This window comes from Cupriavidus sp. 22TCCZM04-2 (assembly GCF_057798895.1).
Genome location: NZ_JBYOJS010000002.1, coordinates 157,188 through 182,483, shown reverse-complemented (window position 1 = coordinate 182,483; position 25,296 = coordinate 157,188). Strand labels below are relative to the sequence as shown.

Annotated in this window: 25 protein-coding genes and 1 pseudogene; 15 read left to right on the top strand and 11 right to left on the bottom strand. The window is 63.1% G+C overall.

Annotated features, from left to right (window positions below):
- Nucleotides 1-88: 88 nt before the first annotated feature.
- The 5 genes from AC3FKG_RS04200 (at nucleotide 89) to AC3FKG_RS04180 (ending at nucleotide 3,827) form a co-directional block, all read left to right on the top strand.
- Nucleotides 89-1,228: a hypothetical protein gene (locus AC3FKG_RS04200; RefSeq protein ID WP_483713047.1), complete on the top strand. Its 1,140-nt coding sequence runs from the start codon at nucleotides 89-91 to the stop codon at nucleotides 1,226-1,228.
- Nucleotides 1,229-1,288: 60 nt separating this feature from the next.
- Complete coding sequence (locus AC3FKG_RS04195) at nucleotides 1,289-2,125, top strand: bestrophin-like domain (protein WP_483713048.1); 837 nt, start codon at nucleotides 1,289-1,291, stop codon at nucleotides 2,123-2,125.
- A 139-nt stretch (nucleotides 2,126-2,264) separates the two neighbouring features.
- On the top strand, nucleotides 2,265-2,621 hold the full coding sequence (locus tag AC3FKG_RS04190) for a hypothetical protein (protein ID WP_483713049.1): 357 nt from the start codon (nucleotides 2,265-2,267) through the stop codon (nucleotides 2,619-2,621).
- Nucleotides 2,622-2,924: 303 nt separating this feature from the next.
- Complete coding sequence (locus AC3FKG_RS04185) at nucleotides 2,925-3,275, top strand: hypothetical protein (protein WP_488742491.1); 351 nt, start codon at nucleotides 2,925-2,927, stop codon at nucleotides 3,273-3,275.
- Between the two features lie 78 nt (nucleotides 3,276-3,353).
- Nucleotides 3,354-3,827 carry a universal stress protein gene (locus AC3FKG_RS04180; protein ID WP_483713051.1) on the top strand — a complete coding sequence of 158 codons (474 nt, stop codon included), beginning with the start codon at nucleotides 3,354-3,356 and terminating at the stop codon, nucleotides 3,825-3,827.
- 79 nt (nucleotides 3,828-3,906) lie between these two features.
- On the opposite strand, the gene AC3FKG_RS04175 is transcribed toward AC3FKG_RS04180, so the two are convergent.
- The 5 genes from AC3FKG_RS04175 to AC3FKG_RS04155 form a co-directional block, all read right to left on the bottom strand.
- A complete protein-coding gene (locus tag AC3FKG_RS04175; protein WP_483713052.1) occupies nucleotides 3,907-5,331 on the bottom strand; it encodes a DUF2252 domain-containing protein in 1,425 nt (474 codons plus the stop codon).
- A gap of 87 nt (nucleotides 5,332-5,418) precedes the next feature.
- Nucleotides 5,419-7,182, bottom strand: a complete 1,764-nt coding sequence (locus AC3FKG_RS04170) for a SulP family inorganic anion transporter (RefSeq protein WP_488742490.1) — start codon at nucleotides 7,180-7,182, stop codon at nucleotides 5,419-5,421.
- Nucleotides 7,183-7,227: 45 nt separating this feature from the next.
- Entirely contained in the window at nucleotides 7,228-7,572 is a 345-nt protein-coding gene (locus tag AC3FKG_RS04165; protein WP_483713054.1) for a hypothetical protein, read from the bottom strand.
- Between the two features lie 178 nt (nucleotides 7,573-7,750).
- Entirely contained in the window at nucleotides 7,751-8,539 is a 789-nt protein-coding gene (locus AC3FKG_RS04160; RefSeq protein WP_488742489.1) for a hypothetical protein, read from the bottom strand.
- Between the two features lie 25 nt (nucleotides 8,540-8,564).
- Entirely contained in the window at nucleotides 8,565-8,843 is a 279-nt protein-coding gene (locus AC3FKG_RS04155; protein ID WP_211957960.1) for a DUF1488 family protein, read from the bottom strand.
- 242 nt (nucleotides 8,844-9,085) lie between these two features.
- Here AC3FKG_RS04155 and AC3FKG_RS04150 point away from each other — a divergent pair, with 242 nt between their 5' ends.
- The 3 genes from AC3FKG_RS04150 (at nucleotide 9,086) to AC3FKG_RS04140 (ending at nucleotide 12,390) form a co-directional block, all read left to right on the top strand.
- Nucleotides 9,086-9,925, top strand: coding sequence for a universal stress protein (locus AC3FKG_RS04150; protein WP_488742488.1), 840 nt, complete (start codon nucleotides 9,086-9,088; stop codon nucleotides 9,923-9,925).
- Between the two features lie 262 nt (nucleotides 9,926-10,187).
- Complete coding sequence (locus tag AC3FKG_RS04145) at nucleotides 10,188-11,018, top strand: universal stress protein (RefSeq protein ID WP_488742487.1); 831 nt, start codon at nucleotides 10,188-10,190, stop codon at nucleotides 11,016-11,018.
- 13 nt (nucleotides 11,019-11,031) lie between these two features.
- Nucleotides 11,032-12,390, top strand: a complete 1,359-nt coding sequence (locus AC3FKG_RS04140) for an MBL fold metallo-hydrolase RNA specificity domain-containing protein (RefSeq protein ID WP_483713058.1) — start codon at nucleotides 11,032-11,034, stop codon at nucleotides 12,388-12,390.
- Nucleotides 12,391-12,438: 48 nt separating this feature from the next.
- Here the strand turns inward: AC3FKG_RS04140 and AC3FKG_RS04135 are convergent, their stop codons facing one another.
- The 3 genes and pseudogenes from AC3FKG_RS04135 to AC3FKG_RS04125 form a co-directional block, all read right to left on the bottom strand.
- Nucleotides 12,439-14,214 carry a PHA/PHB synthase family protein gene (locus tag AC3FKG_RS04135; protein WP_488742649.1) on the bottom strand — a complete coding sequence of 592 codons (1,776 nt, stop codon included), beginning with the start codon at nucleotides 14,212-14,214 and terminating at the stop codon, nucleotides 12,439-12,441.
- Nucleotides 14,211-14,396: pseudogene (locus AC3FKG_RS04130) on the bottom strand (SDR family oxidoreductase); the annotation flags it as partial. The pseudogene AC3FKG_RS04130 and the gene AC3FKG_RS04135, both read right to left, overlap by 4 nt.
- Nucleotides 14,397-14,492: 96 nt before the next feature.
- Nucleotides 14,493-14,969, bottom strand: coding sequence for a hypothetical protein (locus AC3FKG_RS04125; protein ID WP_483713059.1), 477 nt, complete (start codon nucleotides 14,967-14,969; stop codon nucleotides 14,493-14,495).
- A gap of 220 nt (nucleotides 14,970-15,189) precedes the next feature.
- Here AC3FKG_RS04125 and AC3FKG_RS04120 point away from each other — a divergent pair, with 220 nt between their 5' ends.
- The 5 genes from AC3FKG_RS04120 to AC3FKG_RS04100 all read left to right on the top strand — a co-directional run bounded on the left by AC3FKG_RS04120 (nucleotide 15,190) and on the right by AC3FKG_RS04100 (nucleotide 21,262).
- Entirely contained in the window at nucleotides 15,190-15,729 is a 540-nt protein-coding gene (locus tag AC3FKG_RS04120) for a flavodoxin family protein (protein WP_483713060.1), read from the top strand.
- A 42-nt stretch (nucleotides 15,730-15,771) separates the two neighbouring features.
- The gene (locus AC3FKG_RS04115) at nucleotides 15,772-16,227 is read left to right on the top strand and encodes a universal stress protein (RefSeq protein ID WP_483713061.1); all 456 of its coding nucleotides are present in this window, start codon (nucleotides 15,772-15,774) and stop codon (nucleotides 16,225-16,227) included.
- A gap of 53 nt (nucleotides 16,228-16,280) precedes the next feature.
- The gene (gene mgtA / locus AC3FKG_RS04110; RefSeq protein ID WP_488742486.1) at nucleotides 16,281-18,941 is read left to right on the top strand and encodes a magnesium-translocating P-type ATPase; all 2,661 of its coding nucleotides are present in this window, start codon (nucleotides 16,281-16,283) and stop codon (nucleotides 18,939-18,941) included.
- 123 nt (nucleotides 18,942-19,064) lie between these two features.
- The gene (locus tag AC3FKG_RS04105; RefSeq protein WP_483713063.1) at nucleotides 19,065-20,618 is read left to right on the top strand and encodes a PAS domain-containing sensor histidine kinase; all 1,554 of its coding nucleotides are present in this window, start codon (nucleotides 19,065-19,067) and stop codon (nucleotides 20,616-20,618) included.
- Nucleotides 20,615-21,262, top strand: coding sequence for a response regulator (locus AC3FKG_RS04100; protein ID WP_483713064.1), 648 nt, complete (start codon nucleotides 20,615-20,617; stop codon nucleotides 21,260-21,262). Before AC3FKG_RS04105 ends, AC3FKG_RS04100 begins: the two co-directional genes overlap by 4 nt.
- Nucleotides 21,263-21,294: 32 nt before the next feature.
- Here AC3FKG_RS04100 and AC3FKG_RS04095 read toward each other — a convergent pair whose 3' ends face one another.
- From AC3FKG_RS04095 to AC3FKG_RS04085, 3 genes are all read right to left on the bottom strand, one after another.
- Nucleotides 21,295-22,833 (bottom strand): thymidine phosphorylase family protein, encoded by a 1,539-nt coding sequence (locus tag AC3FKG_RS04095; RefSeq protein WP_483713065.1) that lies wholly within the window; start codon nucleotides 22,831-22,833, stop codon nucleotides 21,295-21,297.
- A gap of 39 nt (nucleotides 22,834-22,872) precedes the next feature.
- Nucleotides 22,873-23,658: a helix-turn-helix domain-containing protein gene (locus tag AC3FKG_RS04090; RefSeq protein WP_488742485.1), complete on the bottom strand. Its 786-nt coding sequence runs from the start codon at nucleotides 23,656-23,658 to the stop codon at nucleotides 22,873-22,875.
- Between the two features lie 62 nt (nucleotides 23,659-23,720).
- Nucleotides 23,721-24,125, bottom strand: coding sequence for a response regulator (locus tag AC3FKG_RS04085; protein ID WP_488742484.1), 405 nt, complete (start codon nucleotides 24,123-24,125; stop codon nucleotides 23,721-23,723).
- 249 nt (nucleotides 24,126-24,374) lie between these two features.
- Between AC3FKG_RS04085 and AC3FKG_RS04080 the strand changes: the two genes are divergently transcribed.
- Both AC3FKG_RS04080 and AC3FKG_RS04075 read left to right on the top strand, forming a co-directional pair.
- Nucleotides 24,375-24,797: an Hsp20/alpha crystallin family protein gene (locus AC3FKG_RS04080; RefSeq protein ID WP_483714441.1), complete on the top strand. Its 423-nt coding sequence runs from the start codon at nucleotides 24,375-24,377 to the stop codon at nucleotides 24,795-24,797.
- Between the two features lie 27 nt (nucleotides 24,798-24,824).
- On the top strand, nucleotides 24,825-25,289 hold the full coding sequence (locus AC3FKG_RS04075; protein ID WP_488742483.1) for a CBS domain-containing protein: 465 nt from the start codon (nucleotides 24,825-24,827) through the stop codon (nucleotides 25,287-25,289).
- Nucleotides 25,290-25,296 lie beyond the last annotated feature (7 nt).

Sequence of the window (25,296 nt, the reverse complement as noted above, 5' to 3'; positions counted from 1 at the left end):
CGGCTTGCGCTGCGTCAATGGACGCCCTCTGCGCTCTCCTACGCTATCTCAAGACCCATTTCATCCGGAGGGGGATGTCCTTCTCGCCATGCGTGCACCGGCGTTCCGCAATGCAAGCTGCCTGAAACAGGCAACCAGCCGGACGGAAGTCCGCTTCGCGGCGCTCGTGCATGCCGTGGCGATAGCATCAGTCTGGGTGCTCTCGGGGTGTACATCGTTGGGACCCACCACCATCGTCGCCGACCGTTTTGACTACAGCGCGGCCATTGCCGATTCATGGAAGCAGCAGACGCTGCTCAACATCGTCAAGCTACGCTACATGGATCTCCCCGTGTTCGTGGATGTTGCCTCCGTAGTCAGCGGCTATTCGCTTCAGGCGGGGGTGTCGGTCAACGGTACGCTGTCTTCCGCACGCGCGGTTCAGGGGGATTTCATCGCGGCGGGCGTGCAGGGTGTCTATACGGACCGTCCGACGATCACTTACACGCCGGCAACGGGGCAGCGCTTTGTGCGCGGACTGATGGAGCCGATTGATCCGCGCAACATCTTCTTCATGCTGCAAAGCGGCTATGCCGCCGATTTCCTGCTTGGCATGACAGTTGAGTCGCTCAATGGCGTGCGTAATCGTTCCACCGCCACCGGCATGATGCGGGAGGCCGATCCCGAATTTGTGCGCGCCATCTCGTTGATGCGCGAGGTACAGGCCGCCGGCGCCTTCGCGATGCGTGTCGAAGAAGACAAGACTCGGGGATCCATGGCTGTCCTCTTCTTCCGCAGGGAAGACATGCCTGCTGGCGTGATCGAGAAGGTGGACGAGATTCGCCGGCTGCTTAAGCTGCCCGCCGACCGGCAACGTTTCGTGCTCAGGTACTCGCCGGCTCGTGGCGCGGAGGACGAGCTGTCGGTCAACAGCCGGTCCATGTTGCAGATCATGCTTGCGTTGTCCAGCTACATGGACGTGCCGGACGAGCATCTGGCCGAGCGGAGCGCGTTGCCAGGCGTTGCGCGGACGTCAGCGGCGGCCGAGGACGAAACCGTTCGGATTCGTTGCGGCAAGGCCAGGCCCGAGGATGCCTATGTGGCGGTGCGCTATCGCGACTACTGGTTCTGGATCGATCAAGGCGACCTGCGTACCAAGCGCGCGCTCAATGCCGTCATGCTGTTCTTCACGCTGGTGGATACGGGCAGCAAAGAAGCCATGCCGCTGATCACGATTCCCGCCCAGTAGAGCCTTGCGCGAGATGCATTTGCGGACGGTTGCAGGAAGCAATTTTACGGTGAGCAAATCATGGATACCACCATCAAAGACTACCCCGTGCTGGTTTTCGTCGTCACGTTCACCGTGCTATGGCTCGCCGAAAGGATCGGCGCCAAGGCGATTCGCGGACCCAGGAGTCCCTCCGCGGATGCACGGCAGGACGTAGGCGTGATTCAGGCCGCCGTTCTCACGCTGCTCGGGCTACTGATCGGCTTCTGCTTTGCCATGGCGGTCAGCCGCTACGACCAGCGCAAACTCTACGAAGAAGCAGAGGCCAATGCCATCGGTACGGAATATGTCCGCGCGGGACTGTTGCCGGTGGCCGATGCGGAGCCCGTGCGAGCGCTGCTTCGCGAGTACCTTCGGTGTCGGCTGGACTTCTATACGAACCATGATGCCGCCAGTCTGAAGAAGAACGACGCTGCGACAGCAGCCTTGCAAACCAGGCTTTGGGCGGTTGTAGAACGCAATGCCGCAGCCAATCCGAACGTCATCGTGGGGCTGGCGGTGGCGGGGATGAATGAGGTGCTGAACGCGGAGGGCTATACCCAGTCATCGTGGTGGAACCGGATCCCCAGCTCCGCCTGGATGCTGATGCTTGTCGTGGCGGTGTGCAGCAACGCTCTGGTTGGATACGGCCTGCGCAAGGCGGATTCGGCGGGCTACCTGCTGCTGGTCTTGCCCATGGTGGTTGGCGTGTCTTTCGCGCTGATTGCCGATATCGACAGCCCACGCGGCGGCCTGATCCGCGTGGAGCCGTACAACCTCATGCGTCTGGCGACGTCAGTCCATGCGGGGTCCGCAAGCGGCATTGCTCCCGCTGAAATGCGTGGCGCGGAGGGCTGGGGCGGTTCACTGAACAAATAGCCGCTTTGAGACTTGAATTCCGGAGAAGCGGGTTCACGTTATTAACGGAAGCGCCGACTCGGTCAATCAGCCAGAGTATTCGTCCACCATTCGCAAGGGCGTGCGCAGGCGCCGCGCGACCTCGATTCGAGAGGCCATCATGCTTAACAAAACCATTCCGACCCTGATCATTGCCGGGCTGGCAGCATTCGGTGTGACGCAAGCAGCCAATGCGCAGAAGAACTACACGGACGGCGGCGATCTGTACGGGGGCAGCCACGCGGCGAAGAAGGTATCCCCAAATTCGGGCGCGGCGAAGTCCGGCAAGTTCGACCCGTACACCGATGGAGCAAAGCAGTCGACGGGCTCCAGCCTGAACGCTTCCGAGAAGCGTTTCGATCCGTATTCCGAAGGCGCCAAAGCCGGCAAATACGATCCATACACCGATGGGGCAAAGACGGGGAAATTTGATCCTTATACGGATGGCGCGAAGACCTCTGGTGACAAGGCTCAGTAAGCCGGATCAGGAAAAAGTAAAACGGTCCGCATCTTGCGGGCCGTTTTACTATGGTTTTCGATCGTGCGTCGCTTTCATGGCCACCGCACGGCACGACATGCGTCCAACTTGATCCAGCCCAAGCTCGGGTGCGTGGCCCGGACTACTGTTGAAACAGGCGTGTTGCTGCTAACGCTGGCTCGGTGGGGAGCGCTGAAGAAGAGTCGGCCTCGACGGAAGGCCGACACGATTCGCCGACTTGGACCTGACCGTTAACCCACGCCCCGACCCAACCCAACCCAACCCAGCATAGAGGCCATAACCATGATCCGAAAGATTATCCCCATCCTGGCTGCAGCGTCGTTGAGCGCTCTTGGCGCGCAAAGCGTCCTTGCGCAAAAGAACTACACCGACGGTGGTGACCTGTATGGCGGAAGCCACGCTCCGAAGCCGAAAAGCGAAGACCAGGCGAAGTCCGGCAAGTTAGATTCCAACACCGAAGGGGTGAAGCAGTCCACCAAGGCCGGCCTGGCGGGCAATGGAGCAATGCCGGACGCCAACACCAGCAGCGCCAGATCCGGCAAGTTCGACCCCTACAGCGAAGGCGCGAAATCCGGCAAGTTTGATCCCTATACCGATGGCGCGAAGAAGGCAGCCGCGGAGAAAGGGCGCTAAGTCACCGAAGCGGGGCCGGTCTTGCTGCCTGTTGGCCGGCTCTCAATCGCCAATTTGACTACAGCAGAAAGGTCACCAATGTACCGTCGCATTTTGGTAGCCCTCGATGGCGGCGCTGCGTCCGAGGCAGCCCTGGAGCAGGCCATCCTGATTGCGCGAGCCTCGAACGCCGACGTCGAAGTCATCTATGTGCTCGACAACAACGGCCCGTTCCTGGATGTGACCAATGCGGATCCAGTTCGAATGGCGGAGAACCTGTCCACGGCGGGAGAAGGCGTGCTAGCGGCAGCCGCCACCCGCTTGGATCGGGCCGGAGTCAGGTTCACGACCACCTTCCTGTCAGGTAAGTCCGGCATTCAGCAGGACGTCGCCGAAGCGATAACGGCGGAAGCCGATGCGTGGGCGGCTGACCTGATCGCGATGGGAAACAATGGACACCACGGTGTTTCTCATCCGCGCATGGGGGAGATCGCCCGCAAGGTCAGGGCGCGGACCACCCAGCCACTTTTGCTTGCACGAGCACCAGCCGACGGCGGCCGGGCGCCGACGTGAGACGACGCGCCGCCGCGCCATGGGGTTGCGGCGGTGCACCTGACCTGTTGTCGGCGGCCTTCTCCGTCCGGCTTGGTCGTCAATCTGCCTCCAGCTTCGCCTCGATACGCCCTTCGCGAATCGCAGCGACGAAGGCGCGGAAATCGCTTCGGTTCTGCGAACAGTATTCCGTGGCGAACTCGCAGATCGCATCATCGAAGGCCTGGCCCGAGCCCATGTAGCCAGCCATCATGGCGGCGTCCCCAGAGCGCGCGTGGGCGCGCGCAAGCGCGTGCGCGCACATGCGGCCATATTGTCTGAGCATACCCGTATCCCAGTCTTCGATCACTGCGGAGAGCTTCATGTCGCGCAACTGGCGCACATAGAAGTCGCGTCCGTTTTCCCCGCGTGTCCAGCCCAAGAATACGTCGCTCGCCGCCTGCATGAGACGCTGGCCGGCGATCACGCGCTCGCCATGGTTGGCATGCAGGCTCTTGCCCGCGTAGGGCTCCAGCACGGAAGCGCGCGCTTCCTTCACCTGCAGGAACAAAGGGTCGTTGTCCGCGGCCATGAACAATCCCACGCCGCACATGGTGCCGACGCTGCCGACACCAACGACCTTGATGGCCATGTCGAAGAAGTGGAAACGATCGAACAGCACACGGACATGCTCAGCGAGGCTGCTGCGATAAGAAGCAATGGCTTGTGCGTAATCCGAGCCCATGCCGGGCGCCAGTTCTTCGGTTGGATGAAAGATCAAGGGAGCCTCATCCTTGATCCTCGGCTGCTGTCCTTCTTCCGACACCAGTTTGGGATAAAGATAGTCGGGAACCGTCTTGCGTCGTTCCGCTTCGATTCGCTGCGCCAGGCGCTTGCGCGCCGCGGCGACGATCTCGGGATCGCCGCTGCGGTCTTCATACTTCTGCAGATCGATTCGGTCGTACCATACGTCGAGAGCGCGCATCCATCCGTAGTTGAACATGCGTTCGCGGTACTCGCGCACGACATCGGTGACTACGCGCGCGGCATCGCTCTTGGGCAGCGCGAGATGCTCGGCCGCAATCGCCAGACTGGCCGCCAGTCTCTTGAGGTCCCACTCGAATGGGGCCGGCAAGGTTTCGTCGAGGTCGTTGATGTCGAAGATGATGTTTCGTTCGGGCGTTGCAAATCCGCCGAAGTTCATCAGGTGGGCGTCTCCGCATGCCTGCACGCGGATGCCGCTGGACGGCGCGGTAGCAAGATCGGCCGCCATGAGCGAAGCCGATCCGCGGTAGAACGCAAACGGGGATGCCGCCATTCGGCCGTATCGGATTGGAACCAGGTCCAGGATCCGCCCGGCGTTGGATTCATTCAGCAGTTTGATCGGATCGGGTCGATCTTCCGGTGCTTGCCAGCCGGATTGCGAACCGCGAGGGACAGTATCGCGTAGCGCTCGTCCCTTTGCTGCGCGCTCGTCGGCAGTCAGGTAGTGCGTGGGTTCCCGACGCGCGGCGGCCAGGTGCTGGAGTCTTTCTGGTTTATTCATGACGCTTTCCTTCTTTAACGCCGGCGCCCGCCATGCGGGGCCCGCGGACTCTCCCGCGCGCGCACGCGCGGCCCGCAACGATGCGCGCTACGTTCCTGCCAACGCTGTAGCCCTTGCGACGGGAGTTTCTTGCGCGGTGGATGCGCGGAACTCATCGATCACTTCCGCAACCGAGATGCGACGTCCGAAGTACCCCACACGCTCTTCCAATCCCTCCGCGCGCAGCATGTCTCTCACTACAGCGTGCGCTGCGACCAGCCGCAACCCAATGCCGGCCGCTTGCAGTTCCTTTTGCAGGGTCGCCAGCATGCGGGCGCCTGCCAGGTCGACCACGGGACAAACCGAGAGGTCCCAGACCACCAGCCGCAGCGGCAGCGCGGCGCTGCGAATCGCCTGCCACACGACCGAGCGGACATGTTCGACGTTGAAGTACAGCAGCGACGATTCCGCACGGAATATCAGCACCTGCGGAATGGCTTCATTGTCCGGGTTGCGCTCCATGTCGGAAAAACTGCGCGTTCCCGGAATCCGCCCAAGTAGCGCGACATGCGGGTGTGCCGCTCGCCGGATAATCATCAGCATCGACACGAGCACGGCCACAATGACGCCTTTCAGGATGCCGAGCAGCAGGACAGCCACGAACGCAACCATCGAGACGATGAACTCGAAGCGGCTCACGCGCCATACATGGCGAAGCTCGCGGATATCCACCAGGCCTTTGACCGCGACCAGCACGATGGCGGCCAGCACCACGTTGGGCAGATTGGCAAGCAGGCCGGTAAGGAACATCAGGCAAAGTGCAATCGTTGCCGACGCGAATAACAGCGCCAGCGGTGTCCTTGCCCCGGCCTTGTCGTTGACCGAAGACTGCGACAATCCACCCGCAACGGGATAACCCTGGAACAGGCCGGCCGCCAGATTCGCCGCGCCAAGACCGAGCAGTTCCTGCCGCGCATCGACCTCATCCCCATGCGCCTGCGCAAGCGCGCGCGCAGCCGACACGCTCTCGACGTACGAGAGCAGCAGGCAGGCGAAGGCAAGGGGAATGACCCCGTCCACATCGCTTGGCCGCAGGCCTGGCCAGCGCAGTTCGGGCAGGCCTTGCGGCAGCGCGCCAACGACTTTGAAGCCCAGCCCTCCGAGCGGCGTCAGCGTCAGCAGCATGATCGAAGCCACGACAACGAGCAGCGCGACCGGACGCCCCGGCAGGAACTTCTCGCCAAGCAGCAGCACGGCAATCGCCGCTACGCCAAAGCCGAACACCGAGAGGTTGGTCAGCGGTAGTTGCTGCGCAAGGATGGCAATGCGCTCGAAGAAGAACTCTCCGCCGCCCTTGACGCCGAACAGCTTCGGCAACTGGGTCAGGGCGATCGTCAGTGCCGCGCCGGCCTTGAACCCGAGCAGGATTGTTTCACTGATGAAGTTGACCAGCGAACTCAGCCGGAAGAGCCATGCAAGGACGCACATGGCAGCAATCAGCAGTGCCGTCAGCGCGGCAATCGAAGCCCAGCGGGCGGGATCCCCCTGTGCCATGCCAGCGATGGTGACGCCGACCAGCATCGAGATGGCCGAGGTGGGGCCGATTGCGAGCTGCCGCGATGAGCCGAACAAGGCGTAGGCCAACCCTCCGGCCAGATAGCAGTAGATCCCGTACTGCGGGGGCACCCCTGCCAGCGACGCATACGCCAGCGATACCGGAATGCCATAGGCCGCCAATGTGACCCCGGCGACGGCGTCATGTCGCAGCCATTCGCTCCGGTAATGAAGCAGCCACTGCGCGGGCGGGAACCAGGCCTGCCAACTGCGTGCAGCGGCGCCGCGCTGCGTGTCGGGCAAGGGCGAATCTTCCATGGCGGTACCTCCAGCAATGCGATGTGTTCTCAAAATTCGGACCTGTCACGACTCTTTCACAGCCGATGCTTCCTGTGCCACGAGGGATCCCTTTCCACTGGCGGCAAGTCGAGGCGAGTAGTCGCCCATGGGTTGAACCAGATCTGCATGGATCCGGGCAGGAACCGGATCGAGGATCCGGCTTTTCGCGTCGATCAGCAGGGAGCTGCGCGCCTGCATGACGGTATCTTCGAATCTCGAGGCGGCTTCACGCAGGAGGTCCAGGTCGACGCGGCTTGGCGTGGAGGCTGACTGAAGCATCTCGATCTCGCTGTAGATGAGTCGCCCCAGATCTCGGGCCAGCTCAGGTTCCAGCAGCCCTTGCGATGTCGCATGGACTAGGTGGTACAACAGACCGACAAGTCCTGGCGCCGTTGACACAGGTTTTGACCGTAGCGTCTTCCTAGTGATGGGCATCGTGGTTTCCTCCGGTCAGGGAAGCATGGGATCGGACGTTTGGAGCGGCCTTGTAAAATCCATGATGACGAGTGGCACTCCGCGCCGGGACATCGCTTCGCAATGAAGTCATTCAAACGACAAGGCTGGCCAGGTCGGGCCACCACAGCATGCGCGCAGCGGCGCCATGCCGGGGCACTCGAAGGACCGTGTCGACCACTTTGCCATCATATTCGGCGACCAGGCGATAGCGACCGGGCGTTAGCCGGAGCAAGAGGAACGGACCGTCGGCATACGCCTGGAATACGAGCGTGCCATTGGCGCTGTAGATATTCGCTTTCACTCCGGCGATCCATGCCCGCTGCTTGCCGGCAAAAGCCAGGCAGAGGTTGTAGAGGCCGGCGACGTCGCGCATGTCGATGGACTGCGCCGGATCCGCGCTCCCACTGAAGTAAGCGACGCCGTTGCCATTTGTTGGCGGCGCATATGCATGGCGGTTTGCAGAATCGGAATCGCCCGGTGCCGGCGCCGACTGACGCCCCGCATTCTGCCGCTTGAGCGCGGCGCAGGCGCCGACGCCAACGGGCATCTGCGCTTGACGCGCGCCGCGGCCCGCACCATCCATACTGCCCTCATGCCCGATCCGTGCCACCTGTTGCGCATATCTTGCCGGCAATGGGATCGAGGCGGCCGAAGGTCCTGCACCGTATGCCGCACGGCAAATTGCCAGACACAGGAGGATCAGTGTCGAACCGCGGGCCAGCACAGTGCACGCTCGTTCCAAGGTGCCTTGCCGGCAAGTGGGGACGGCGGGGGCAGCGGAATGCGTCAGATCCTGTTCGGCAGGAATGTCAGGGACCACCCGCGATTTGTCGGGGAATCCGACGTGCGCACGTGGTGACCAATGCGGTTCGATGGGCATGGCGATCGGTGAGCCAGCATTGGCCCTAAGCGGAGAACCTGAAATGGCCGCTATGCAGGACGATGTTATGGGCGCCAGTCATCTCGAACACGCCCCGCGCGACGTTCTCGATGGCACCGCGATGCGCCGAAAATGCGGATGCCAGGTCTTCATAAAGATACGATCGAGCACCGAAATGGTCCTCCAATGCTTCCGCCGTCACTTCGAATGTCGCGGCCGCGCCATCGATCTGCGCCGGGCACTGCAGGCTTGGGCCGGCCGGGCAATACGCCGGTACGGACTCGGGAAAGAGAATCTGGCTCATGGGGGCAATCCTGCTCAAGGGCGATGGATCCTGGGCGCTCAGTGTGTTGCGCAAGCGGATGGAAGCGGATATCTGAAGGCTAGATGCCGCGGCAGAGCAGGACTTGACGCGTATCAAGCCGGACGGGCATCACGGTTCGGTGGCGGCCACCATCGCGAGTCTTGACGTGCGACAACTGCGCGGATGCGCTGCGACCTACATTGCAGATGCTGACGTATCACACCGCGCAACGGAGGTTGCTCATGGACTATGCCACCATCCTGGTTCACCTGGATGCCAGCCGCCGCATGCACCAGCGGCTGCACGTCGCCATCAGGCTGGCGCAGGACTTTCATGCAACGCTGGTCGGATTGCTTGCGATCGGCCATGCCGATCCCAGTTCCATTCGCTATCTGGTCGATGGGGACCGCTACCTTGATTCCTATCGTGAATGGCACAAGCACATCGGCGAAGTGGCACGCCATGCATTCTTTGGCGCGACGGACGAACTGCTGATCCCGACCGAATGGCATGCGCCGGAGGGCGCTGCGGCGGACAGCGTGGTCGCGCAGGCCCACAGGGGCGACCTGCTTGTACTAGGGCAGCACAATCCTGATGACAAGGATGCCTTCGCTGGACATCACTTCGTCGAATCCGTGGTGCTGCAATGCGGCCGCCCGGTGCTGGTCGTGCCCTATGCAGGGGTGTTTCCGCATCCGGGGAAGAATGTCCTTGTCGCATGGAATGGGAGCCGCGAGGCCGCGCGAGCCATTTACGATGCGCTGCCATTCCTGCGGCGTGCGAAGACTGTCGACGTGGTCTCATGGAACCAGCCGGACACGGCGCTCAACCCATGGCTTTCGCCGCCGCGCTATGCGATCGAATGGCTGGCCCGGCATCAAGTGCAGGCCAAGCTTCACGACCTCACTGTTGCAAGCGGTGACGATATAGGTCAGATGCTGTTGTCGTTCGCCGCGGATCAAGGGGCGGACCTGATTGTCATGGGGGCCTACGGACATGGCCGGATGCGCGAACTGGTGCTCGGCGGCGTAACACGGACGCTCCTCGAGTCGATGACCGTGCCGGTGCTGCTTTCGCATTGATGGCTTGATGGGGATGAACATGGCCCTGACTACTCATTCATTCCTGCGATTGCAGGGGGCTGCCCGGCATCTGATGATGTGGAGCGCCGTGTTGTCCTGTTGTGCCTGCACGTCGATACCGAATTTCTTGCGGCCGCCAACGCCACGTGCGTCGGTATCGACAGCGGTGCAGGCCATGCGTGCGTGCGGGGACACTGAGCACTGGAGGTCCTGCGTGTTGCGCGCGAGGTTCGTTGGATAGAGGGTTGCCTGGGAGGGGTTCATGGACTACAGAACAGTGCTGGTCGCGCTCGGCACGGAGGCCGGATGCGAAGCGCGGGTGCGGATGGCAGCGGAACTCGCGGCGCGGTTTGGCGGACACGTGGTCGGTGTCAGTGCCACCGGCATACGCATGGACCCGCTCTTTCGCGCCGGAGACGACGCTGCACGTTTCGCGGAAGATGCACGCCGCAGGCGCCTGCTGCAAACGGCGGAATCTGGCGAGCTGCTCGGTGACACCGTCAGCCAGACGGCATATGGCACGCCATTTACTCACCATGTAGTCGAAGACGAGCTGGGCTGGGTGCTGGCGCAGGAAGGGCGCGTTGCCGACATCATTGTCCTGGGCGGCTTGCTGCCTGCCGGAGATGGCACGAGTCAGCGCACCGCGGAGTATGTACTGCTGAACGCGGGCCGGCCGGTTCTGCTGGTGCCGCCCCATGCCGTGCCGTTGCATGGTGTTCACGTAGTCATCGCATGGGATGGAAGCCGTGAAGCGGCCCGAGCCGTGGCGGACGCCATGCCGTTGCTGCTTTGTGCGACCAAGGTAACGATTCTTGCGGTCTGGGACGAGAAGGGAAGCCCCGACGCCAACAGTGAACCGGTGGCGGGCTTGCGCCAGTACCTGAGGCGACATGGCGTCATTGCCGCCGTGCGTACGGAGCAGACTTCCGGAGATGTCGCAACCGTGGTGCTTGAAAGCGTGTCCGTGCTGGGTGCCGGCATGCTTGTCGCCGGCGGCTATGGGCACTCGCGTGTGCGCGAACTGATACTTGGCGGCACGACCAGGACTCTGATGCACGCGTGCCCGGTCCCGCTGCTGTTGTCTCATTGATCAGGAGCCATGCATGGAACTGCAATTCCTGGGGGCCACGGATTCAGTCACCGGCTCGAAATACATGCTCGACACCGGCCACAGCCGTGTCATGGTCGACTGCGGTCTGTTTCAAGGCTTCAAGTCATTGCGATTGCGGAACTGGGATCCATTGCCGGTTGACCCGGCCACCCTGGATGCCGTCATCCTGACCCATGCGCATATCGACCACAGCGGCTATCTGCCGCTGCTGGTGCGCAACGGCTTCCGCGGGACCGTATTCTGCACCATGGGCACCGCGCAGCTTTGCGGCATTTTGTTGCCGGACAGCGCGGCGCTGGCGGAGGAGGACGCTGAGTATGCGAATCGTAAACGCTTCTCGCGCCACCGCCCCGCTTTGCCGCTCTATACCAGCGCTGACGCGGGACGTGCGCTGCGCCGCCTGGAACCGAAGCCTTTCGGCACGCGGTTCTCGCTGACGCCCGACATCGAAGCCGAGTTTCACCACGCCGGGCACATCATCGGCGCCGCGGCGGTGACGTTGCTTGCCGGGGGCCAGCGCATCGTGTTCTCGGGCGACCTCGGGCGGCAGAACGATATTCTCATGCGGCCGCCCGAATTTATCCGCCAGGCCGATTGCCTGCTGGTCGAGTCCACCTATGGCAACCGCATTCACCCGGACGAAGATCCGCTCGATGCAGTCGCTGAGGTTGTCGGCAGCACGCTCGGCCGTGGCGGCAGCTTGATCATTCCGGCCTTTGCGGTCGGACGCACGCAGGCATTGCTGTATTGCCTGCATCGCTTGCTCGAAGAGCGGCGTATGCCCGATATCCCGATCTACCTCAACAGTCCGATGGCCATCGACGCGACACAGATCTTTGCCCTGCATCCCGATGAACTGCGGATCGACCGGGCCGCATGCGCAGCCGCGTGCGGACTGCCGATTCCGGTGCAGAGCATGGAGCAATCGGTCTGGCTTAACCGGGATCACGCGCCGAAGATCATTCTTGCAGGCAGCGGCATGGCTACGGGCGGACGTGTGGTGCATCACCTTGCCAGCTTCGGCACGGATCCGCGTTGCACTATTCTGCTATCCGGTTTCCAGGCACCGGGTACGCGCGGGGCGGCGCTTGCGGGCGGGCTACGCGAGCTGCGCATCCATGGGAAGGACGTGGCGATTCGCGCTGCGGTCGAACAGATCCATGGCTTGTCGGCCCATGCCGATGCTAACGAACTGATGACGTGGCTCAATGGGTTCCAGACGCAGCCCAGGCGCATATTCATCGTGCATGGCGAACCGGAAGCCAGTGATGCCATGCGCCAGCGCGTGGAGCGCGGGCTGGGATGGCAGGTGACGATGCCGGAGTATAGAAAGACTTATCGTCTGGACTAAAACAGGCCAAGGGCCGGCCGATGCCAGTTCAGGCACCGGCACTGGCGATCACCGCTCATGCACGTACTTGCCTGGTGCATCGCACAGGGCATGCGGAGCCGGATCGCGTGCGCGGCACTGCTCGGACGACGCACTGGCAAGCCAGTCGCTCCATGCGGACCACCATGAGCCAGCGTGGTGCCCTGCCTCGGCAAGGAACCGTTCCGGGCTGAGGTACGGAGCGCCGGGCACACGCGTCGAGATGCGGAACCGTCGCCGCGGATGGTCTGGTTCGGAGACGATGCCCGCGTTGTGCCCGCCTGACGTGAGCACGAACGTCAGGGCCGTCCGTGCGAACAAGTGGAGCTTATAGACCGAGCGCCACGGCGATACGTGGTCGTGCTCGGTCCCGACCATGAAGATTGGCCGGTTCAGGTCCGACAGCGCGACAGGGCGGCCGCCGACACACAGCTTTCCTTCGGCCAGCTCATTTGACAGGAACAGCTTGTGCAGGCAATCCGAATGCAGGCGGTGGGGCAGGCGGGTGGTATCCCGGTTCCACGAAATGAGGTCATTGGCGCGCAGGCGCTTTCCCAGCAGGTATTCGCTCATCATGCGCGACCAGACCAAATCACGGGAGTTGAGCATCTGAAATGCCGAGGTCATCTGGGGCCCATCGAGATAGCCCTGGCTCCACATCAGGGCGTCCAGCGTGTCCACGGCGCTCTTGTCGATGAACAAGCCCAGTTCGCCGGGTTCGGTGAAGTCGGTCTCGGTGGCGAATAGCGTGATCGTCGCGAGCGGTTCGCCGTCAGCATCGCGCGCGAGCTTTGCCGCGCAGATCGCCAGCAGGGTCCCGCCCAGGCAGTACCCCGCCATGTGGACGCTGGCGCCGTCGCAGCGAGCCTGCGCAACGTAGAGGGCGGCAAGAATGCCGTCATGCAGATAGTCCTGCAAGCCTTGGTCGCGAGCGTCCTCCCCGGGGTTCTTCCACGAAATCATGAAGACCGTGTGCCCGCGGCTGACAAGGTAGCGGACCAGCGAGTCTTGCGGCTGCAAGTCCAGGATGTAGTATTTCATGATCCATGATGGCACGATCAACACGGGCTCCCGCCACACCTGCGCGCTGGTGGGGGCGTACTGGATCAGCTCGAGCAGCGCATTGCGGAACACAACCTTGCCAGGGGTGACCGCGACATCCTTGCCCGGCAGGTAGGCCAACGCGGGCGGCCGGGCAGCGGTACCTGGCAGGTTGCCGACCACATCGGCGAAATCTTCGGCCCAGTGCCGAAGACCTTGTATGAAATTCGTGCCCCGGGTGCGTTGCGCCTCGCGAATGACGGCGGGGTTCATCCACCAGACATTGCCCGGCGAGCACATGTCGATCCACTGCCGCGCGCAGAACGCCGCCAGACGCTCGTGGTGGCGAGACAAGCCGTTCACGCCGCTGGTCAGCGACTGCCAGAATGCTTCATTACGGAGGAAGCTGTCGCGCCAGCCGCGGAAGGGCCAGGCCTCCCAGCCGTTGTCCGCGAAGCGCGAATCGGTCGGTGTCATGGCGGGCGGCGAATCGGCGAACGGCAGCCAGCTAACGGCATCCGCCAGGCACTGACGTCCTGCCTCGACCACCGCATGGGTGACCTTGCCCGGCGCAATCGCCGACTGGAGCAGCCAGTCCGTACCCGCCAGGCCAAGCGAAATCAGCGATACGCCGCCGGTGACGCGTGCCAGTGCTGCGCGGACCTGTCGGTCGAAGTCCCGGTATGCCGGCTCATCCGAAGCCGTTGGGCATTCCGCCGCTGTTCCCCCGGGGATAGTTGTCAGGAACGCTTCCTTGGGTTTCATTGAAGGTGCTGTCCGCCGTTGATCGGGAAGTTTGCGCCCGTGACAAAGGCGCTCTCCGGTGAGCACAGGTAAGAAATCAGCGCCGCCACTTCTTCAGGCTGGCCGAGCCGGCCCATCGGAATCTGGGGAAGTACATGCTTTTCTAGAATGTCGGCGGGCATGCTGGTCACCATTCGAGTCGCACCCGCATGCCGTCGGCCAGCAGGCGGATTGCAATGGCTTCCCCGAGCCCGCCCATTCCCCCGGTCACCAGGGCGACCCTTTGTACGGGCACGGGTTCAGCTCCCCGCTGCAGTGGCTGCGGGCTCGCGGCTTGCTTGCCCGACCGGCCACGTCATGATCTGGCTGACGTTGTCGAAGATGCCCTTGAGGTCGGTCAGTGGCGGGGTCAAACCGCTACCTGCGCCAAGTGCGTTGCGCTGGGACGCGGCCCAATGTTCCGTGCCGGCGCGAAGGTGTTCAAGAAAGCCGGATGCCGCTTCGACGGAAAGCTTGCCCGCCGCGCGGGCGAATTCCGCATTGCGTTCGATTTGCTCTGCAAGCATCTTGGTCGGTAAGCCGTGAAAGGCGTTCCAGTCGGGCGCAGCGGACATGGCCGTGAGCATGCGCTGGCCACCCTTGATGTCGTCTTCCAGGGCCTTGACTTGGAGTTTCAGCATTGCCTGCCGGGTCTCCTCCATCAGGATCAGGGCACGCAGCGCCGCTTCATGGCCGCTGCGAATCATTTCAAAAGTCGGGTCGTTGGTCGCGGACATCCTTGACTCCTTTGGGTGACAGGAAAAATGCTGTTGGAAATCCTAGAGCAGGCCACCCATTGCGGATTGATGCATGTCAAATTGAAGGTACGGCCGAATCCCGAAAAAGGCAGGCGCTGGCCAATCCCGATAGATTGACATGCATCAACTGGGCTTCGCGGCAGCTTCCTAGCATTCCATGCATGGGCCGGAGCGACCGGCGTCGGGCGAGGAGTCTCTCATGTCGGAAAAATCGGAAAGCCTGATCGTGTATTACTCACGGACCGGCACAGCCAGGCAAGTCGCGGAGGCCTTGTCGGCCTACACCGGCTGGGAGCGAGCAGAAGTTCGGGACGAGAAGCCGAGGGCCGGCTTGTACGGAGATTTGCGCTGCGTGCTCGACATGCTGCTGCATCGCAGGCCGGCATACCGCTACGAAGGGCCGCTGCCCGGCGACTGCGCTCATGTGGTTGTCGTCGCACCGGTATGGCTCGGGCGGCTGGCGGCGCCCATGCGCAAGTTCCTGCTGGACCAGGCGCCGTTCTCCAGTTCCCTGTCCGCGGTCTGCGTCATGGCGTCGCGTGGCGGCTTCCGCGCGGAGGACGACATTGCCTTCCTGACCGGCAAGACACCGGCGCCAGCCCTGGTGCTGAAGCAGCGCGATGTGCAGAGCGGTGCAGCCACTGAACCGCTGGCTGCATTCGCCGCGGCACTGCGCACGCGCCAGACAACGCCCGAAGCCATCGTAAGGCCAGCGTGGATATCGCCCAGGGAGGCCTAGTTTCCGGCCATTGCCCTGTGGCCACCATGAAGGAGAGACCCAATGTACAAAAAGATACTGGTGGCTGTCGATGGCAGCCACTGCAGCGACCTGGCCCTGGACCATGCGATCGGACTGGCCGCCGTCTGCGACGCCGAACTGCAGGCCGTCCACGTGATTGACAACGGCTACCTGAAATATGACATGGGATACGTTGACCTGACCGATCTGCGTGCCGGACTGATCAAGGGCGGCGAAGCGCTGCTAGCCGAGGCGCAGGAAAAAGCGAAGGCCAGGCATGTACGCTGCCAGACCGTCATGAAAGACGAGATTCTCGCGCTGGGCGACATCGCCCACCAGATCCGCCAGCTTGTCGAGAGCAGTGCCGCCGAACTCGTGGTGCTCGGCACGCATGGCCGTCACGGGGTGAGCCGGTTGCTGCTCGGAAGTGTGGCCGAAAGTCTCGTGCGTCAGTGTCCGGTGCCGGTATTGCTTGTCAGGGCTGAGGACGCGGCCTGAGCTTACGGTCCTCCATGCCAATGAAGGTCGCGGGGGCCACCTCTGGCGCAGCCTTGAGCGAATCGGCCGGCACGGCAACCGCTGCAGGCCGTCACGCCATCCGCACGCCCTCCAGTGATGTTCCGCCGTTGCTGGCCCAGGTCGCAGCAGGCAGTGGCCTACAAGCGCTCGCTGCGCTCTCCTCAGACGAGCAAGGGCTGATTGACGGGGAAGTGCCGGCGCGCAGGCGCGAACATGGCGCCAACCAGATCGCCACGGAGCAACAGCATCGCTTCGTGCCCGATCTTCTCGGCCGGCTGCGCAATCCGTTGAACCTGATGCTGCTCAGCCTCGCTGCCTTGTCCGGTCTCATCCATGACTGGCAGGCCGCATTGGTCATCATATGCATGGTGGCGCTGAGCGTGGGGCTGGCGACGTGGCAGGAGAGCCGCTCAGGCAAGGCGGCCGCCGCACTGCGGGCGATGGTGCACACCATCATTGCCGTGCGGCGCCGGCCAGCGGCCGGAGCGCAGGGGCAAACCGGCGACATCCCTATCGCCGAGCTGGTGCCGGGCGATGTCATCCACCTTGCTGCGGGAGACCTCGTCCCGGCCGATGTACGCCTGCTGACCGCCAAGGATCTGTTTGTGAACCAGGCTGCGCTCACCGGTGAATCGATGCCGGTGGAGAAGTTTGCCGTGAATGGTGCGAGCGGCGAGACGGCCGGCGACATTGCGAACCTGGCACTGATGGGCACTGCGGTCGTGAGCGGCACCGCAACGGCACTGGTCGTGCTGACGGGCCGCCATGCGGTGTTCGGCCACGTTGCCGGCTCCATCGCTGCGCGCGAGCCGCCGACTGCGTTTGACGAGGGGCTGGGGCAAATCAGCCGCTTGATGCTGGGCATCATCGTCGTGATGGCGCCACTGGTATTCGTCATCAACGGCCTGACCAAAGGGGATTGGTTCGAAGCCCTGCTCTTTGCCGTCGCTGTCGGTGTCGGCCTGACGCCCGAGATGCTGCCTATGCTGGTCACGGTGAACCTGGCCAAGGGCGCGCTGGTGATGTCCAGGCGCAAGGTCATCGTCAAGCGCCTGAGCGCAATCCAGAACCTCGGCGCGATGGATGTGCTGTGCACCGACAAGACCGGAACGCTGACGCAGGACCGCGTCATCCTGAAGCATCATCTCAACCTGAGCGGCAAGGAAAGCGAGCAGGTGCTGGAGCTTGCTTATCTCAACAGCTTCTTTCAGTCCGGCTTGCGCAATCTGCTCGATGTGGCGGTGCTCCAGCACGAGGAGGTTGGCAAACGCATCGGCATCCATGAACAATGGCGTCTGGTCGACGAGATCCCGTTTGATTTCACCCGGCGGCGCATGTCGGTCGTGGTGGAGAGCAGCCAGCCGGGAGATGAAAGGCGTCTGCTGATCTGCAAGGGCGCCGTGGAGGAAGTGTTCGATGCCAGCGCCACGGCGAGGATCGGCGATACGGTGGTCGCGCTGGATGTCGCCCACCGGGCCGGCCTGATGCGGCAAAGCGAGCTGCTGAACGAGGACGGCTACCGGGTCATAGCTATCGCCAGCAAACGCCTGCCGACCGCAGATCCGTCGCATGCCTACGGTATTGCGGATGAGGCCGGCATGGAACTGGTCGGCTATATCGCATTCATCGACCCGCCGAAGGACAGCGCTGCCGCTGCGTTAGCCGCGCTGCGCAAGAGCGGCATCGAGGTCAAGATACTGACCGGAGACAGCCCCACGATCACCAGCAAGGTTTGCCGCATGGTCGGCCTGCCCGCCGGGCGTGTTGTCCTCGGCAGGGATCTGGACCGGCTCACGCCGGCGGAACTGGCCGAGGCGGCAAGGGACAATATCCTGTTTGCAAGGCTCAACCCCGCACACAAGGAGGCACTGGTGCGGGCGCTGCGTGCACAGGGCCGGGTGGTGGGCGTGCTTGGGGACGGAATCAATGACGGCCCGGCACTCAAGGCGGCCGATGTTGGCATCTCGGTCGATAACGCGGTGGACATCGCCAAGGAGTCGGCCGGCGTCATCCTGCTGGAAAAAAGCCTGACGGTGCTGTACGACGGCGTCGTGGAGGGCCGGCGCGTGTTCGCCAACCTGCTCAAGTACCTGCGCATGGGTGCCAGTTCCAACTTCGGGAATATCTTCAGCGTACTGGGCGCAAGCGCATGGCTGCCTTTCCTTCCCATGGCACCCATTCAGTTGCTGACCAACAACCTGCTGTATGACATCTCGCAAACCGCCTTGCCGACGGACAACGTGGATGACAGCGCACTTGGCAGGCCGTGCCGCTGGGAGGTCGCCAGGGTTCGCCGCTATATCCTGTGCCTGGGCCCGATCAGTTCAGTCTTCGACTATCTGACCTTCGCGGCGCTCTACTGGTGGATCGGCGCCAACAGCCCCGTCGATGCACCTGTGTTTCAGACTGGCTGGTTCCTGGAGTCGCTGCTCTCCCAGACCCTGGTTGTGCATATCATCCGCACTAGCAGGATCCCGTTCGTCGAAAGCCGTGCGAGCCATGCCCTGCAGGCGGCCACGGGCGCCATATGCGTGCTCGGCATCTGGCTTCCATATTCTCCGTTGGCGGCTGTACTCCATTTGCAGGAGCCCTCTTCATACATATGGACGATTCTGGTGCCGATCCTGACCATGTATCTCTTGGTTACCTTTGCGGTTCGAAGGATGCTTTCGAGATACCTCGACCTGGACTGAAGGCGGGATCCCTGCCACGGCACCTCTTCATCGGCAAGCCGGCCACTGGCCGGTTGCACTTGGCGTCGGCACTCCTATATTCTGTTCAGGATTGTTCAGCAATGTGCGGTCAGGGCGCCAGGTATGTCCAAGGGGCGAAGTACCTATTCGATCCGGATGCGCGGGGGCCGACGTCGCGCAGGCGGCGCATTGCGCCGGCCGCAGAACAGCCAGGCCCAGCTGGCCGGGATCATTCGCTCGTCCATGGAGGCCATCATTTCCGTCGACGCCGACCAGCGCGTAGTATTGTTTAATCCCATGGCCGAAAGGTTGTTCGGACGGCCAGCCGAACAGGCGATCGGACGGCCGCTGACAGACTTCATTCCGGAGCGCTTCCGTGCGGCGCATGAGGCGCATGTGCGCCGGTTTGGCATCACAGGCGTGTCGGATCGCCAGATGGGACGCCAGCGCGCGCTCTTCGCGCTGCGCCGCGATGGCACCGAATTTCCGATCGAGGCATCGATTTCGCAAACGACGCACCGCGGCTCGCGGCTCTTTACGGTCATGCTGCGCGACATCACGGAAAGGGCCCGCGCCGAGGAGGTCATGCGTGCCAGCCTCCAACGGATCAGGGAAAGCGAAGCGCGGCTGGCCGGCATCATCCGGTCCTCGATGGAGGCCATCATCACGGTGGACAGTGCCCAGCACGTCATCCTCTTCAATCCCATGGCGGAAACCTTGTTCGGCTGGTCGGCCGAACAGGCGATGGGCCGGCCGCTTGGCGATTTCATTCCCGAGCGCTTTCGCGCTGCGCACGACGCGCATGTGCGCCGGTTCGGCGCGACGGGGGTATCGGATCGCCAGATGGGACGCCAGCGCGCACTCTATGCGCTGCGCCGCGATGGCAGCGAGTTTCCCATCGAGGCATCGATTTCACAGATCTCGGACGGCGGTGTCAGCCTCTATACGGTGATGCTGCGCGATATCACGGAACGCGTAGGTGCCGAGCAGGCGCTGCGCCGATCGCGAGAGGAACTGCAGCAGCTTTCGGACAGCATCCTCGCCACGCGGGAAGAAGAGAAGCGCCGCATCGCGCGCGAACTCCATGATGACCTGGGCCAGCGGCTGAGCGCGCTGAAGATGGACATGACCATGCTTGCCGCCGATGTCGGCGAGGGCAGAGACACCGACGGAATCCTCGCCGACATCACCGGCATGAACGCCGTCATTGACGACACGGTCGCGTCGGTTCGCCGCATTGCCAGCGATCTGCGGCCAGCTCTGCTTGACGAGCTCGGCATGCTGACCGCCATCGAGTGGCTGGCCAATGATTTTTCCAGCCGGTATGGGCTGCCGGTGAGTGTGGATGGCGTGGACGCGGACGTTCCGGAGCAGACCGCTATCGCCATGTTTCGCATTGTGCAGGAGGCGCTTAGCAATGTCGTCCGACACGCTGACGCAACGGCCGTCGATGTTTCACTTGCTCAGACGGACGGGCAGATCGAGTTGCGGGTCGAGGACAATGGTGGCGGCTGGGACAAGAAGCCCGCTGGAAAAGAGGCACGCAAATCGCTGGGGCTGCTAGGAATCCGGGAGCGTGCACGGTTGCTGGGCGGCGCGATCGTGGTCGACAGTGAACCGGGCAAGGGCTTCCGCCTGACCGTAAAGATTCCGCTGGAAAAAAGGGATATGAAATGACGCGCGTGCTCATTGCCGATGACCATGCAGTCGTGCGCGACGGTCTCAAGCACATTCTGGAGCGCGCCGGAAAATTCGATGTGGTAGGCGAAGCCGCCGACGGCACCCAGGTCATGAAGCTGGTGCGCGACTGCGCGCCGCAGGTGCTGCTGCTCGACCTCTCGATGCCTGGCCGCAGTGGACTTGAATTGATCCGCCTGTTGCGGGACGAACAACCGGCGCTGCGCATCCTGGTACTGACCATGCATGCGGAACAGCAATACATCGTGCGCGCGTTCCAGGCCGGCGCGGCGGGCTATCTGACCAAGGAAAGCGCCGCTACCGAGCTGGTTTCCGCGATCAACCAGGTCGCCGCCGGCGGCACCTACGTCAGCCAGGCGATTGCTGGCAAGCTGGCGACCAGCCTGCAGGAACATCAGGACGAAGCACCGCACCTGCGTCTGTCGGACCGGGAACTCGAAGTCTATCGGCGGCTGGTGCTGGGCGAGCCGCTGACCGCGATCGCGACCGCGCTGTGCGTGAGCGTCAAGACGGTCAGTACCTACAAGATGCGGCTGATGGAAAAGATGCATGTGCCCAGTGAGGCGGCGCTGCTGCGCTATGCCATGCGCAACCATCTGTTCGACGAGGAAGAGGACATCTGAGGCACGCACGCCCCCATGCATGCGCGCTCTTCTCAGTGCGGTTCGATGGAGACCGCAGGGTGTGCCAGCGCATAGCTGCACGAGTAATCGAGTTCGCCCGAAGCCTGGGCATGGACCGTGAACAGCGGCTGTCCGGCGCGGACTTCGTCGTTGACCCGTACCCGCATCTCGATGCCAGCCACCTGCCGCATCGGAGCGCCTGCCAGCTTTGCGGTGCGGGCGATGTGGCGGTTGTCGATGTCGATCACCCGGCCGCGGTGGGGAGCGACGATGTCGCGGCGAAAGATGGCTTCGCCCGGGACGCGCAAGCCGCCCTGCGCTTCGCAGATTGCCTGGAACTTGCGCCAGGCCGCGCCGCTGTCGAGTAGCTGGCCGGCGGCTTTTTCGCCCGTGCCCTTTGGGGCTGCTCCGCAGAACTCCAGCAGCGCGCCCGCGAGCATGACCGAGCGCTCGCGCAGGTCGGGCGGCGCCGCCACCGTGCGCTGGAGTACCGCCAGGACGTCGCGCGCCTCCAGCGCGGGGCCGATGCCCTTTCCGACCGGCTGGGTTCCGTCGGTCCTGACCATCAGGATGTGCAGGCCGAACGCCTCCGCCACATGCCGCATCGCGGCTTCGAGTCGCTCCAGGTCCCTGTCCTCGCGCACCTTGGCAGTGGGGCCCACGGGCACGTCGATCAGGACGTGCGTCGAGCCAGCCGCAACCTTCTTGGACAGGATGGAGGCAACCAGCTGCGCGTCGCTGTCGATATCGAGGGCGCGTTCCACGCGGATCAGGATATCGTCGGCCGGACTCAGGTTCAGCGCGCCGCCCCAGACCAGCGACGCCCCGACTCGCTCCACGACGTGGCGCAGTTCCGCTGCACTGAGCGCCACACGGGTCAATGTCTCCATCGTGTCTGCCGTGCCGGCTGGAGAGGTGATCGCCCGGGAAGATGTCTTCGGCAAGACCAGGCCTCCTGCCGCCGCGATTGCCACGACAATCGGCGTGGTGCGGTTGCCGGGCAAGCCGCCGACGCAGTGCTTGTCGGCAACAATGGCCCCACCCCATGCCAGGCGCTCGCCCGAATGGACCATGGCCCGCGTCAGGTCCACGGTTTCCCGACGGTTCATGCGCCCATCTGCACACGCGGCCAGGAATGCGGAGATATACACATCCGGGTACCGTCCCGCCGAAATATCGCTGACGATCGACTCGATCTGTGCGCCGTCAAGCCGGCGGCCGTAGATCTTCGCGCGCAAGGCGCGTACGGATTCCAGGGCTGGTGCGTGACTGACCGTCACCATATCGCCGGCGCGCGCTGCCAGCGCCTGCGCCGCGCTGGCGGAAAGACTGGCCTCTGCGGTATCAAGCAATGGCGCGCCAACCAGGTTCAGCGTCGCAAGGATGCTGGCGTCGCCGATCCGCACCTGCACCCGTGCCTGCGCGGCGAAGCCTTCGGCCCGGCACACGGGGCAGTCGGGGTGGAGGTAGATGACATACTCCTGCCAGGTATCGATGCCGAGCGGCTTGTAGGCCAGGGGCTCGGAACCCTGGCCTTCCCCGGCAGCAAGTTTCAACTCGTTGGCCAGCATCGCGCTATCCCGCCGACGGGCAAGGGTAGAGTCATCGGCTTATCGCAGATCGAGCGCCTCGAGATTCAGCAGTTCGATCTGCTTGCCCTGTACCCGAATCAGTCCTTCCTGCTGGAAGCGCGACAGCGTGCGGCTTGCGGTCTCCAGGGTCATGCCCAGATAGCTGCCGATGTCCTCGCGCGTCATGCGCAACGTGAAGCAAGTCGGCGAATAGCCTCTGCGCTGCAGGCGACGCGAGATGTTGAGCAGGAATGCTGCCACGCGTTGTTCCGCCGTGAGGTTGCCGAGCAGCATCATCTGTCCGGTCTCGCGGACGATTTCGGCGCTCATCATCTTGTGGACCTGTTGCTGCAGCGATTTGACTTCGCGGCAGAGGGCTTCCAGCAGGTGGAACGGGATCACGCAGACGGCGCTGTCTTCCAGGGCGATGGCGTCGCAGGTGTGGACCTCTGTCGAAATGCCGTCAAGGCCAAGCGTTTCGCCGGGAAGGAAGAAGCCGGACACGTATTCGCGCCCGCTCGGGTGAGAGAGCACGGTCTTGATCGAGCCCGAACGCAGCGCGTAGATGCTCTGGAACGGATCTCCAGCGCGGTAGAGCGCTTGCCCTTGCCTGACCATCTTCCAGTTGCTCACCACGCTGTTCAGGCGCACTACGTCCGTCTCGTCGAGGTTGGATGCCATGCAGATGTGCCGCAGCATGCAGGTGGAACACTGGGCACCCGGCTTGATTGCGTTTTCAGTCGACAGCCTTGCATGGCGGTCAACGGGGGCGCTGATCGCGTTGTGTTCGAGGTCGGCCGAAGGTGAATCGCTGGTTCCGAACATCGTTGTCTCCAGATGGCGGTGCTGTCAGGGGCACGTCTGCCTGCCCCGGAAGCCCGGTACTTCTATGGTTTGCTGCTTCTTTGTGCTGCGCCGGAAATGTCCAGCAGAGCGGTGCGCAGTTTGTCGACTTCCAGCGTCTTGTCGAAGCAGTAGCTTCCACCGGCCCGCAGGCAGGCCTTGCGCATCAGCGCAGACCCGCTGTTGGACAGCACGATCAAGGTGCTTTCCGGCAGTCTTACTGTCAGCAACCGGACGTGCCGCAGGGTTTGTCCGGTGCGCAGTCCGACCAGCACGACATCGGGGCGAAGCGCCTCGAGTGCCGGCAAGTCGGCTTCGGCATCCGTACCCGCTCCGACAACTTGCATGCCGGCGACAGCCTTGAGCAAACGCAGTTGCCGTGTCCTGATGGGGCCCGCGTGCTCGAGAATGTAGACAGTCAGGGCGTGGAGTCGGGTGCGGTTGCTCATGTCAGCAGTATCGTCGCCGGCCGCGCCTTTCGAAATCAGGCGGGGCTGAGACTGGTGTCAGGCTTGAAGCCGGCCTTGTCAGATTTACCTGACAGCGTCGCGGCGGATTCCGACTTCGCAAAGCCGCTCCAGCGCCGCATCGAATTCGATGCGGCGATCTTGATGCAGAACAAACGAGCGCGGCGCTCAACTGCCAATCTGGAAGCAGCCGGCCTTTCCGGTTCTGTTCGAGTCTTCAAGGAGATCACCATGACCAACCTCAGGCACTATGAACCGTTTTCTGTCGAACCTATCAGCGACATGCTGCAGGGCATGCTGCGCTCGTTCCGCGGGACTGCCGATAACGGACTGGCATTCAAGGTCGATGTGTCGGAATCGGACGGCGCCTACACCCTGGCTGCGGAGTTGCCCGGCGTGAAAAAGGAGGACATCGACGTATCCGTGGACCGTGGCACGGTGATGATCAGCGCAAAGGTGGAAAAGTCCTCCGAGCAAAAAGACGGCGAGCGCGTGATCCGGCGCGAGCGCTACAGTGGCTCGATGCAGCGTGCCTTTACGCTCGACGCGAGCATCGACGAGAGCAAGGTCGATGCGACCTACGACAATGGTGTGCTGCGCGTGGTCCTGCCCAAGAAAGAAACATCCCCCCAACAGCGGATTACCGTGAAGTGAACCGGTGATTGGCAAAGGAGTGCGGCAATGAGAATCGACGAGGTCTGTACACGTGAACCAGTCCATATCCCGCTTTCCTGCACCTTGCAGGAGGCGGCAGTGCAGATGCGCGACCAGCATGTGGGGTCATTGATTGTGACGGAAGCAACACCATCAGGAACTCGCGTCGCCGGCGTCCTGACCGATCGGGATATTGTGCTGGGCAGCACGGCCGCGGGGGCAGACCCTTGTCGCAATCCCGTTGGCGACTTCATGACAAGCGGTCTGCACACCGTGGGCCGAAACAACAGCGTCGCCGATGCGATGCAGTTGATGCTTGCCCACGGCGTGCGCCGGCTCGGCGTGCTCGATGGTGAGGCGCTCGTCGGTGTGGTCTCGCTGGACGATATTGTTGGCGCCATGGCGGCAGAGTGGGGCATGCTCTCCACGATTATCCGCAATGAGCAGGAACGTGAGCGCACCGGTCATACACGATCGGCGCTTCATGTCTGAACTCTGC

What these genes read in the sequence shown, in the direction of transcription:
- AC3FKG_RS04140 (WP_483713058.1), top strand. Translation starts at nt 11,032, where the DNA reads ATGGAACTGCAATTCCTGGGGGCCACGGATTCAGTCACCGGCTCGAAA.
- AC3FKG_RS04185 (WP_488742491.1), top strand. Translation starts at nt 2,925, where the DNA reads ATGATCCGAAAGATTATCCCCATCCTGGCTGCAGCGTCGTTGAGCGCT.
- AC3FKG_RS04105 (WP_483713063.1), top strand. Translation starts at nt 19,065, where the DNA reads ATGTCCAAGGGGCGAAGTACCTATTCGATCCGGATGCGCGGGGGCCGA.
- AC3FKG_RS04190 (WP_483713049.1), top strand. Translation starts at nt 2,265, where the DNA reads ATGCTTAACAAAACCATTCCGACCCTGATCATTGCCGGGCTGGCAGCA.
- AC3FKG_RS04160 (WP_488742489.1), bottom strand. Translation starts at nt 8,539, where the DNA reads ATGCCCATCGAACCGCATTGGTCACCACGTGCGCACGTCGGATTCCCC.
- AC3FKG_RS04170 (WP_488742490.1), bottom strand. Translation starts at nt 7,182, where the DNA reads ATGGAAGATTCGCCCTTGCCCGACACGCAGCGCGGCGCCGCTGCACGC.
- AC3FKG_RS04135 (WP_488742649.1), bottom strand. Translation starts at nt 14,214, where the DNA reads ATGAAACCCAAGGAAGCGTTCCTGACAACTATCCCCGGGGGAACAGCG.
- AC3FKG_RS04090 (WP_488742485.1), bottom strand. Translation starts at nt 23,658, where the DNA reads ATGTTCGGAACCAGCGATTCACCTTCGGCCGACCTCGAACACAACGCG.
- AC3FKG_RS04155 (WP_211957960.1), bottom strand. Translation starts at nt 8,843, where the DNA reads ATGAGCCAGATTCTCTTTCCCGAGTCCGTACCGGCGTATTGCCCGGCC.
- AC3FKG_RS04125 (WP_483713059.1), bottom strand. Translation starts at nt 14,969, where the DNA reads ATGTCCGCGACCAACGACCCGACTTTTGAAATGATTCGCAGCGGCCAT.
- AC3FKG_RS04150 (WP_488742488.1), top strand. Translation starts at nt 9,086, where the DNA reads ATGGACTATGCCACCATCCTGGTTCACCTGGATGCCAGCCGCCGCATG.
- AC3FKG_RS04100 (WP_483713064.1), top strand. Translation starts at nt 20,615, where the DNA reads ATGACGCGCGTGCTCATTGCCGATGACCATGCAGTCGTGCGCGACGGT.
- AC3FKG_RS04145 (WP_488742487.1), top strand. Translation starts at nt 10,188, where the DNA reads ATGGACTACAGAACAGTGCTGGTCGCGCTCGGCACGGAGGCCGGATGC.
- AC3FKG_RS04080 (WP_483714441.1), top strand. Translation starts at nt 24,375, where the DNA reads ATGACCAACCTCAGGCACTATGAACCGTTTTCTGTCGAACCTATCAGC.
- AC3FKG_RS04200 (WP_483713047.1), top strand. Translation starts at nt 89, where the DNA reads ATGCGTGCACCGGCGTTCCGCAATGCAAGCTGCCTGAAACAGGCAACC.
- AC3FKG_RS04085 (WP_488742484.1), bottom strand. Translation starts at nt 24,125, where the DNA reads ATGAGCAACCGCACCCGACTCCACGCCCTGACTGTCTACATTCTCGAG.
- AC3FKG_RS04115 (WP_483713061.1), top strand. Translation starts at nt 15,772, where the DNA reads ATGTACAAAAAGATACTGGTGGCTGTCGATGGCAGCCACTGCAGCGAC.
- AC3FKG_RS04180 (WP_483713051.1), top strand. Translation starts at nt 3,354, where the DNA reads ATGTACCGTCGCATTTTGGTAGCCCTCGATGGCGGCGCTGCGTCCGAG.
- AC3FKG_RS04175 (WP_483713052.1), bottom strand. Translation starts at nt 5,331, where the DNA reads ATGAATAAACCAGAAAGACTCCAGCACCTGGCCGCCGCGCGTCGGGAA.
- AC3FKG_RS04095 (WP_483713065.1), bottom strand. Translation starts at nt 22,833, where the DNA reads ATGCTGGCCAACGAGTTGAAACTTGCTGCCGGGGAAGGCCAGGGTTCC.
- AC3FKG_RS04195 (WP_483713048.1), top strand. Translation starts at nt 1,289, where the DNA reads ATGGATACCACCATCAAAGACTACCCCGTGCTGGTTTTCGTCGTCACG.
- AC3FKG_RS04120 (WP_483713060.1), top strand. Translation starts at nt 15,190, where the DNA reads ATGTCGGAAAAATCGGAAAGCCTGATCGTGTATTACTCACGGACCGGC.
- AC3FKG_RS04075 (WP_488742483.1), top strand. Translation starts at nt 24,825, where the DNA reads ATGAGAATCGACGAGGTCTGTACACGTGAACCAGTCCATATCCCGCTT.